At 66.4% G+C, this 7,857-nt stretch carries 9 protein-coding genes; 4 read left to right on the forward strand and 5 right to left on the reverse strand.

From position 1 onward, the window contains the following. The first annotated feature begins 19 nt into the window (after positions 1-19). From K728_RS0115710 to K728_RS0115725, 4 genes are all read left to right on the forward strand, one after another. Positions 20-910, forward strand: coding sequence for a glycerophosphodiester phosphodiesterase family protein (locus tag K728_RS0115710; protein ID WP_051317709.1), 891 nt, complete (start codon positions 20-22; stop codon positions 908-910). Positions 911-927: 17 nt separating this feature from the next. Continuing rightward, positions 928-1,995 (forward strand): LacI family DNA-binding transcriptional regulator, encoded by a 1,068-nt coding sequence (locus K728_RS0115715; protein WP_162148066.1) that lies wholly within the window; start codon positions 928-930, stop codon positions 1,993-1,995. A gap of 210 nt (positions 1,996-2,205) precedes the next feature. Next, positions 2,206-3,423 carry an NRAMP family divalent metal transporter gene (locus K728_RS0115720; protein ID WP_024477277.1) on the forward strand — a complete coding sequence of 406 codons (1,218 nt, stop codon included), beginning with the start codon at positions 2,206-2,208 and terminating at the stop codon, positions 3,421-3,423. 26 nt (positions 3,424-3,449) lie between these two features. Further along, positions 3,450-4,214, forward strand: coding sequence for a putative hydro-lyase (locus K728_RS0115725; protein ID WP_051317712.1), 765 nt, complete (start codon positions 3,450-3,452; stop codon positions 4,212-4,214). On the opposite strand, the gene K728_RS0115730 is transcribed toward K728_RS0115725, so the two are convergent. The 5 genes from K728_RS0115730 to K728_RS23375 form a co-directional block, all read right to left on the reverse strand. Further along, a complete protein-coding gene (locus K728_RS0115730) occupies positions 4,199-4,930 on the reverse strand; it encodes a GntR family transcriptional regulator (protein ID WP_024477279.1) in 732 nt (243 codons plus the stop codon). The genes K728_RS0115725 and K728_RS0115730 overlap by 16 nt on opposite strands. Positions 4,931-4,961: 31 nt before the next feature. Beyond that, a complete protein-coding gene (locus K728_RS0115735; RefSeq protein ID WP_024477280.1) occupies positions 4,962-6,719 on the reverse strand; it encodes an acetyl/propionyl/methylcrotonyl-CoA carboxylase subunit alpha in 1,758 nt (585 codons plus the stop codon). Positions 6,720-6,730: 11 nt separating this feature from the next. Beyond that, positions 6,731-6,874: a hypothetical protein gene (locus K728_RS22740; protein ID WP_337587506.1), complete on the reverse strand. Its 144-nt coding sequence runs from the start codon at positions 6,872-6,874 to the stop codon at positions 6,731-6,733. Next, the gene (locus tag K728_RS22745) at positions 6,849-7,409 is read right to left on the reverse strand and encodes a biotin-dependent carboxyltransferase family protein (protein ID WP_337587508.1); all 561 of its coding nucleotides are present in this window, start codon (positions 7,407-7,409) and stop codon (positions 6,849-6,851) included. Before K728_RS22745 ends, K728_RS22740 begins: the two co-directional genes overlap by 26 nt. Next, complete coding sequence (locus K728_RS23375; RefSeq protein WP_443111006.1) at positions 7,292-7,801, reverse strand: hypothetical protein; 510 nt, start codon at positions 7,799-7,801, stop codon at positions 7,292-7,294. The genes K728_RS22745 and K728_RS23375 overlap by 118 nt, the downstream gene beginning before the upstream one ends. Between the last annotated feature and the right edge of the window lie 56 nt (positions 7,802-7,857).

The raw sequence follows: 7,857 nt of genomic DNA on the forward strand, positions 1-7,857 counted from the left end.
TCACAACCTAAGGATGTCCATGTTCGGGCAAGACCAGTTCCACTCCATCAACTCGCTCCTCAACAACAGGTTCGCCGAGAAGAACCCCCTGGTGGCCGTGCACCGCGGAACCGGGTTAGGCATGATCGTCGAGAACACCTCGCACGCCGTGACGGCTGCGCTCCGCAGCGGCGCCGACATGGTGGAAATCGATGTCATCCAATCCACCGACGGAGGTTTCTACGTCTTCCACGACGGCACCGAACCGGAGAACTTCGGGATCGATCACCTCATCACCACCCTCAGCACCGTCGAGGTTGACGAGCTGGTCTACACCCAGAAGACCGCGGCGCCCCGGGTCCACGTCGAGAAACTCGAGCACACCCTGACCTCTTTCCCCGAGGTGCTGTTCAACATCGATCGCTCCTGGTTCTACTGGGACCTGCTGCTGCCCTGGCTTGACCAGTTCGACATGGCCGGGCAACTCATCCTCAAGGCGCCCCCGACACAGGTGGCGATGGATCTCCTCCGCGCCCACCCGGTGAAGTACCCGCTGGTGGCCATCGTCTCCAGCCAGGAACAGCTGGCCGCGGTGCTCGAGGACCCGGAGATCAATCTCGTCGGCGTCGAACTGCTGGCGGACAGCCCGTCCCATGTGTTCTGCGACCCTGCGGTGGCGAAGGCCTTCCAGGACCGGGGGCTGCTGGTTTACCTGAATGCGTTGAACCTCAGCGACGGAACGGTCCTGATGGCGGGCTGGGATGACAATCTGTCGGTGACCGGCAACCCGGATGACGGCTGGGGGCGCCTCGTCGGCCTGGGCGCCGATGTTATCCAGACCGACTGGCCTGCGCTGCTGAACGCCTACCTTGGCCGGGATATCCGCGGACTAAGCTGGCAATCAAGTGCACACTCAATGCAGCGGAGCTAGCGGTGAGGATGGATCGCTTGGCAGAGAAGAAGAACGACGACGCCAGACCGGCCTCTGCGTGGTCGAAGGTCACCATGTCCGACGTCGCACGGGAAGCCAACGTGTCGACGGCAACCGTGTCCCGGTTTCTCGACGGGATGGTGCCGGTCCTGGAGCCCACCAGGGCCAAGGTGATGGAGGCGATCAAGAAGACCGGCTACATCCGCAACGAGGCCGCCACGCGGTTGGCACGCGGAACCTCCGACACCGTCGGACTGCTGATCCGCGACCCGAACAACCCGTACTACGGAATCCTGCATTCCGAACTGCAGCTCGGTGCGGCCGAGCATAAACTCCACCTGCTGACCGTCGCATCCCCTCCGGGGTTCAACCCGATGACTGAAAACTTCGGACTCCGCCGGCTGCTCGAGCAACGGGTCGGCGGCATCCTCGTCGCCACCGGTACGATCGCGCCCGATGAGCTGTCCTCGTTTGTCCGCGACGTTCCCACGGTCGTTCTGGGTCGGCCCGAGGAACATCCGACCCTGAACACCGTGTCGCTGGACGAGGTTGCCAATGCCCGGCTGATTGTCGACGCCGTCCTCTCCTGCGGGCACAAGGACATCGTCGTCACGTTCCCCGAAACCAACCACTCGGGTCTGCTCATCGAGCATCTGCGTGGCACCTGGTTGACCCGCCACCTACGGGAAGCCGGAGCCAACGTCATCACCGTTGACACGCCTTCCTTGGCGTCGGCCGATATCGAATCAACTCACCGGCAGGTCATCGACCTGGTGCGGGACCAGCAGGTGACTGCGGCCCTCTTCACCTCTGATATGAAACTGCTGGGCTTCCTCAAGGCCGCCCAGGAAGCCGGCATCCGGGTCCCCGAGGACGTTTCCGCCACGGGATTTGACGGCCTGCTCCCCGGCACCGAGTTGTTGGGGCTGGCCACGGTGCGGCTGCCCGTGGAGGCGCTGGCCAGGCGCGGCATGGAAATCATTCACGAGGAAATGGTCAGCGACGCCAGGCTGCCGGTCCGCCATGAGTCGCTGGTCGGATCGTTCCTGCCCGGACGCACCCTGGCAGCACGGCCTCCCCAATAGCGTGGATGGGCGGTTCTTGGGGGGATCGCCCATCCCACATTCAAAACCTCGGGCGGAGGCTCCAGGGGTCACTGCGGCAGAATGACAGCTACCTCCCAGGGGTCAAAAACAAAATTGTTGAACAATACCTTGCGCAGATTGTTCAACAACCTGTAGGGTCGTTCCAATACAAAATGTGACTCCAGTCACCTTGAAGTTACGGACGGGCCCATGGCAGATACCGAGAACAAACCGAAGCTGAGCTCCTCTGCTCGGCGCACCGCGCTGCTGGGAGCCATGTTCCTCATGGCGACCAGCGCCATTGGGCCTGGCTTCATCACCCAGACCACAGTGTTCACCGCCCAGATCGGCGCAGCGTTCGCGTTCGCCATCCTGGCGTCGATCCTCATCGACATCGCCGTGCAGATGAATGTCTGGCGGGTCATCGGCGTTTCCGGGCTGCGTGCCCATGAGCTCGGCAACAAGGTCCTTCCCGGCGTCGGTTGGTTCCTGGCCGGCCTGGTCTTCATTGGCGGGGTGGTCTTCAACATCGGCAACATCGCCGGCACCGGGCTCGGCGCCAACGCGATGCTCGGTATCGACCCGAAGATTGGCGGCGCGATCTCCGCCGTCATCGCCATCATGATTTTCGTCAGCAAAAAGGCTGGCATGGCGCTGGACCGGATTGTGGTGTTCCTCGGCGCCATCATGATTCTCCTGATGATCTACGTGGCCATTGTCGCCGCTCCTCCCGTCGGCGAGGCCCTCAAGAATGCGATCCTCCCCGAACAGATCGACTTCCTCATCATCACCACCCTGGTCGGCGGCACCGTCGGTGGCTACATCACCTACGCCGGTGCCCACCGCATGCTCGACTCCGGGGTCACCGGTCCGGACAACGTCGGGGAAATCACCCGCAGCTCGGTGATCGGCATCCTGGTCACCGGAGTCATGCGGGTGCTGCTGTTCCTCGCGATCTTCGGCGTCGTCGCCGGCGGTGCGGTGCTGACCAGCGACAACATGGCCGCAGAGGCCTTCGGTATTGCGGCCGGCGAGATCGGTATGAGGGTCTTCGGCATCGTCCTCTGGGCCGCCGCGATCACCTCGGTGATCGGTGCCGCGTTCACCTCGGTCTCCTTCATCACCACCTCAAAGACACCCGAACGTAAGCGGAACCTCATTACGGTCGCGTTCATCGCCGGTTGCGCCGTGGCCTACCTGTTCCTTGGCCAGGCACCACAGGAACTGCTGATCTTCGCAGGCGCGTTCAACGGTCTGATTCTGCCGGTCGGCTTCGGTGTGCTGCTCTTTGTGGCCTGGCGTCGCCGCGACCTGATGCACGGCTACGTCTACCCCAAGTGGCTGCTGATTGTCGGCATCATCACCTGGTTCCTCACCCTGTTTCTCGGCTACACCTCCATCACCGGGCTGGCAAAGCTGTGGGGCTGATCAAGCTGCCGACCGATCCGGCCGCGATGCTGCCCGCCGACGCGCGCGCCGCCTTCCGCGCCGGACTGGTGACGCCGACGTCGGGCTGGTCCCGTGGCTACGCCCAGGTGAACGTGTTGGCGATCCCGCGGGAGCAGGCGTTCGATCTGCTCCTCTTCGCCCAGCGCAATCCGAAGCCGTGCCCCATCCTCGGAGTGCTGGAGCCGGGCGAAACCACCGGGCCGCTGCTGGCCGGTGGGGACATCCGCACCGATGTCCCCAAGTACACCGTCTATCACGACGGCGTTCTGGTGGATGAGCCCACCGACATCACCGAGCACTGGCGCGATGACCTGGTGACGTTCCTGTTCGGCTGCTCCTTCACCTTCGAGACCGCGCTGCAGGACGGCGGCGTCCGGATTGCGCACATCGACCAGGGCGTGAACGTGCCGATGTACCGGACGAACCGGGAGGCCGCCACGGCTGGTGCCATGTCCGGGCCGCTGGTGGTGTCCATGCGCCCGGTTCCGGCAGCCCAGGTGGCCGACGCCGTCCGCATCACCTCCCGCTATCCCGCTGTCCACGGCGCACCCGTGCACGTGGGGAATCCGGAGGAGCTGGGTGTCAACCTGGGTTCGCCGGACTTTGGCGATGCGGTGCAGATCCCCGAGGGTCATCTTCCGGTGTTCTGGGCCTGCGGGGTCACCCCGCAGGCGGCGGTGATGCAGTCACGGCCGCCGCTGGCGATCGGCCACGCGCCGGGACACATGCTCATCACCGATGCCCGGGACAGCGATTACCTGGTGCCCTGACTGTTGGTTCCCTGGGACGCTTCGTCCGCGAGATGGCCCAGGAGCTCGGCCTCCGCCGAGTCCAGGTAGGTGCGCAGCCCTGCAGCGGCATCGTCACGCTGCCCGGCCCGCAGCCGTTCGACCAGCTGCACGTTGCGGTCCACGTAGTGGCTGTGAAAGTCGGGGGCCGACGCCATTGCGTGGAACACCAGCCGCATCTCGGCGAGGACCCGGTCCATCAGCGTGCGCAGCGATGCGCTGCCGGCCAGACCGACGACGGCGCTGTGGAGCGCCTGGTTGGCGTCGGCCATGTCCGGGACCGATCCGGCGTCGCGCGCCGCCTGGGCCCGCTCCACGATGGCCTCCATATTCTCCAGGACCTCCGGGGTGACCTCGCCCCACAGGGCGGCGGCGGGTTCGATCAGCCGGCGGACGCGGTAAATCTCGCGTACCTCCTCAGCTCCCGGGGATGCCACGAACACGCCGCGATTGGGGATCCGCGTGACAATCGACTCGCTGGCAAGCGTGGAGAACGCTTCACGCAGGGTATTGCGGGAAACGCGGAGCGCCGTCGACAACGACTGCTCCGACAACTTGGACCCCGGCGTCAGCTCGCCGGCGGCGATCCGACCCCGCAGGACGGTCGCGATCCACGCCGCCGTGTGCGCGTGCTCGGCCGACCCCGAACCCGATCCTGCTGCCCCGTTATCCAGTTCCGCTGCTGCCTCTAAAACCATTGCCATCCCCCAACGTAGTCAACAACAGATGTTAGCCGACCGTGCTGAGAACCTTCCCCAGGACTTCTCCGCGCGCGACGGCGCCACCCGGCTTCTGACCGCCGCGCTGGAACGTGCCGGCCGACGTGGAGAGCACCTCGGTTTCCATCTTCATGGCCTCCACGACGGCGACGGGCTGGCCCGCGGTGATCGTGGCGCCGTCGTCGGCCAGCCACTTCACCAGGGTGCCGCCCATCGAAGCGGTGACTGCGCCGTCGTCGTTCGTTGCAGTGTCGGGGGACTGTGCGGCGGCGTTTCCGTTAGCGTTGCCGCCACCGTTCATTAGCGCGGCGAAGACCTCGGGAGGCAATCCCAGCTGGACCGCTTTGCCGTCGATTTCCACGGTGAGGGTTTCCCTGCGGGCGAGTGGACCAGTGGTGCCACTCGACAACGCGGCGTCCAGCCGTTCAGCGAAGGCATTCTCGATCCAGGTGGTGTAGACGCCGAGCCGTTCCGGGTTGGTGAAGTCGGGGTCCCGCACCACCGCGCGGTGGAAAGGAATCACCGTGGGGAGGCCTTCGATCCGCAGTTCGTCGAGCGCAGCGCGGGCCCGGCGGAGGGCCTGCGGCCGGTCTTCGCCGTGGACGATGAGCTTGGCCATCAGGGAGTCGTACTCGGCGGGGACGCTGGAGCCGGAGCGCACCCCGGTGTCCACGCGGATGCCCGCACCGGTGGGCGCCTCGAATACGTCGACCGGTCCGGGGGAGGGCAGGAACCCGCGGCCGGCGTCCTCGGCGTTGAGCCGGAACTCGATGGCGTGGCCCTGCGGCGTTGTATCCTCGGTGATGCTGACGGGCAGGCCAGCGGCGATCCGGAACTGTTCGCGGACCAGGTCGATGCCCGACGTCGCCTCGGTCACCGGATGCTCCACCTGCAGGCGGGTGTTGACCTCCAGGAAGGAGATCACGCCGTCGGGCGCCACCAGATACTCAACGGTGCCCGCGCTGGTGTACCCGGCCTCGCGGCAGATGGCGCGGGCCGACTCGTGGATGCGGCTGCGCTGATCATCGGTCAGGAACGGGGCGGGGGCCTCTTCGACAAGCTTCTGGTTGCGGCGCTGCAGGGAGCAGTCGCGGGTCCCGACGACGACGACGTTGCCGTGCGTATCGGCGAGCACCTGCGCCTCGACGTGACGCGGCTTGTCGAGGAACCGTTCGGCGAAGCACTCGCCGCGCCCGAACGCGACGGTCGCCTCGCGGACCGCTGACTCGAACGCGTCGTCAATATCTTCCATCCGGTGGGCTATCCGCATCCCGCGACCGCCGCCGCCATAGGCAGCCTTGATGGCGACGGGGACGCCGAACTCCTCGGCAAAGGCCCGGACTTCCTCGGCGTTGGCGACCGGTCCGTCGGATCCGGGGACCAGCGGTGCGCCGACCTTGACCGCGATCTCGCGGGCGGTGACCTTGTTGCCGAGGCTGCGGATGGCATCGGGTGACGGGCCGATCCAGATCAGTCCTGCGTCCTGCACGGCGTCGGCGAAGTCGGCGTTCTCGGAGAGGAAGCCGTAGCCGGGGTGCACGGCGTCGGCGCCGGCCTGCTTCGCGATAGCGAGAATCTTGTCCATATTGAGGTACGTGTCGGCGCTGGCCGACCCACCCAGCGCGTACGCCTCGTCGCTGAGGCGAACGTGGAGGGCGTCGGCGTCGGGCTCGGAGTACACGGCCACCGAGGTCAGCTCCGCGTCGGTGCACGCGCGGGCGATGCGGACAGCGATTTCCCCGCGGTTGGCGATCAGGACCTTCTTCATGGTTGCTACTTTCACGAGCTTCGGGTGGTGATCGGGGTCTGTGTCTTTGTCAGGGGTTGCAGAGTCTCCGGGTCGACGGACTGGAACCGCAGCATCGTTCCGGGCGGCAGCTGGGCTGCGATCGGCAGGTCATCGGGGACGACGACGCCGATCACCGGATACCCNNNNCCCGCCGGTCACCGGATGGTCGGCCAGGAACAGCACGGGCAGCCCCGAGGGCGGCACCTGCAGCGATCCGGCGACGACTCCTTCGCTGGGAAGTTCATCGGTGGTGAGGCGTTCGAGCGGCTCTGCGGCTTCCTGGTTCTCATCCGTGGCGAGCCGGACGCCGATCCGGTTAGATTCGGCGGTCACGGTCCAGGTCTGGCTGGTGATTGCGGTCCGGGATTCGTCAGTGAACCAGTCGTGCCGGGGGCCGCCGGTGATCCGCAGGAGCACAGGGGTTTCCAAACCCAGCCGGACGGCGTCGGGAAGGGTCGACGGTTCCGCTGCGCCGACCGTGCGGCCCTGGTCAATTGCCCCAATCGGCAGGACCACCCCGGCAGCGAGGGGATCCGGTCCGATCCCCGACATCACATCGGTGGACCGGCTGCCCAGCACCTCGGGCACATCGATTCCGCCGCGGATGGCCAGGTAGGTGCGTAGCCCGGCGTCGGGCTGGTTGAGGGTGAGGGTTTCGCCGTCGTGCAGCGCGAACGGTGAACACATCGGTGCCGTGCGGGTGCTGTCGCCGCCGGCGTCGTCGGTGGTGGTGATCTCGGCGGGNNNCCCGCCAGGGCGAGCGTGAGTTCGCCGTGGGCCCGGACGGTGAGGCCGCCGAGGATGGTTTCGATCACCGCGTCGCCCGGTGCGTTGCCGACCAGCCGGTTGGCTTGGCGGGCGCTCGCGGTATCGGCGGCGCCGGCTTTGGAGACGCCGACGTCGCCGAGGCCGGGTCGGCCCAGATCCTGGATGAGTGACTGCGGTCCTGGCGTGAGGATCTCGAGCGAATGACCGGTTTCGTTGGGCGCGTCCGTCGACGTCCCCGCACCGGCTGCTGGGTCTGACACCGTGACCGTTTCCCGCACCGCCACGTACTGCACGGCGGTGCCCGGACGGAGCAGGGCCGGTTGGTCCCGACCCAGATCCCAGAGGCGGG

Origin of the sequence: Arthrobacter sp. CAL618, from assembly GCF_000468215.1 — a bacterium.
Classification (GTDB): Bacteria; Actinomycetota; Actinomycetes; order Actinomycetales; family Micrococcaceae; genus Arthrobacter_D.

Coding starts and splice junctions, on each gene's coding strand:
- K728_RS0115735 (WP_024477280.1), bottom strand. CDS start 6,719: ATGAAGAAGGTCCTGATCGCCAACCGCGGGGAAATCGCTGTCCGCATC.
- K728_RS0115730 (WP_024477279.1), bottom strand. CDS start 4,930: ATGGTTTTAGAGGCAGCAGCGGAACTGGATAACGGGGCAGCAGGATCG.
- K728_RS0115720 (WP_024477277.1), top strand. CDS start 2,206: ATGGCAGATACCGAGAACAAACCGAAGCTGAGCTCCTCTGCTCGGCGC.
- K728_RS0115725 (WP_051317712.1), top strand. CDS start 3,450: ATGCTGCCCGCCGACGCGCGCGCCGCCTTCCGCGCCGGACTGGTGACG.
- K728_RS0115710 (WP_051317709.1), top strand. CDS start 20: ATGTTCGGGCAAGACCAGTTCCACTCCATCAACTCGCTCCTCAACAAC.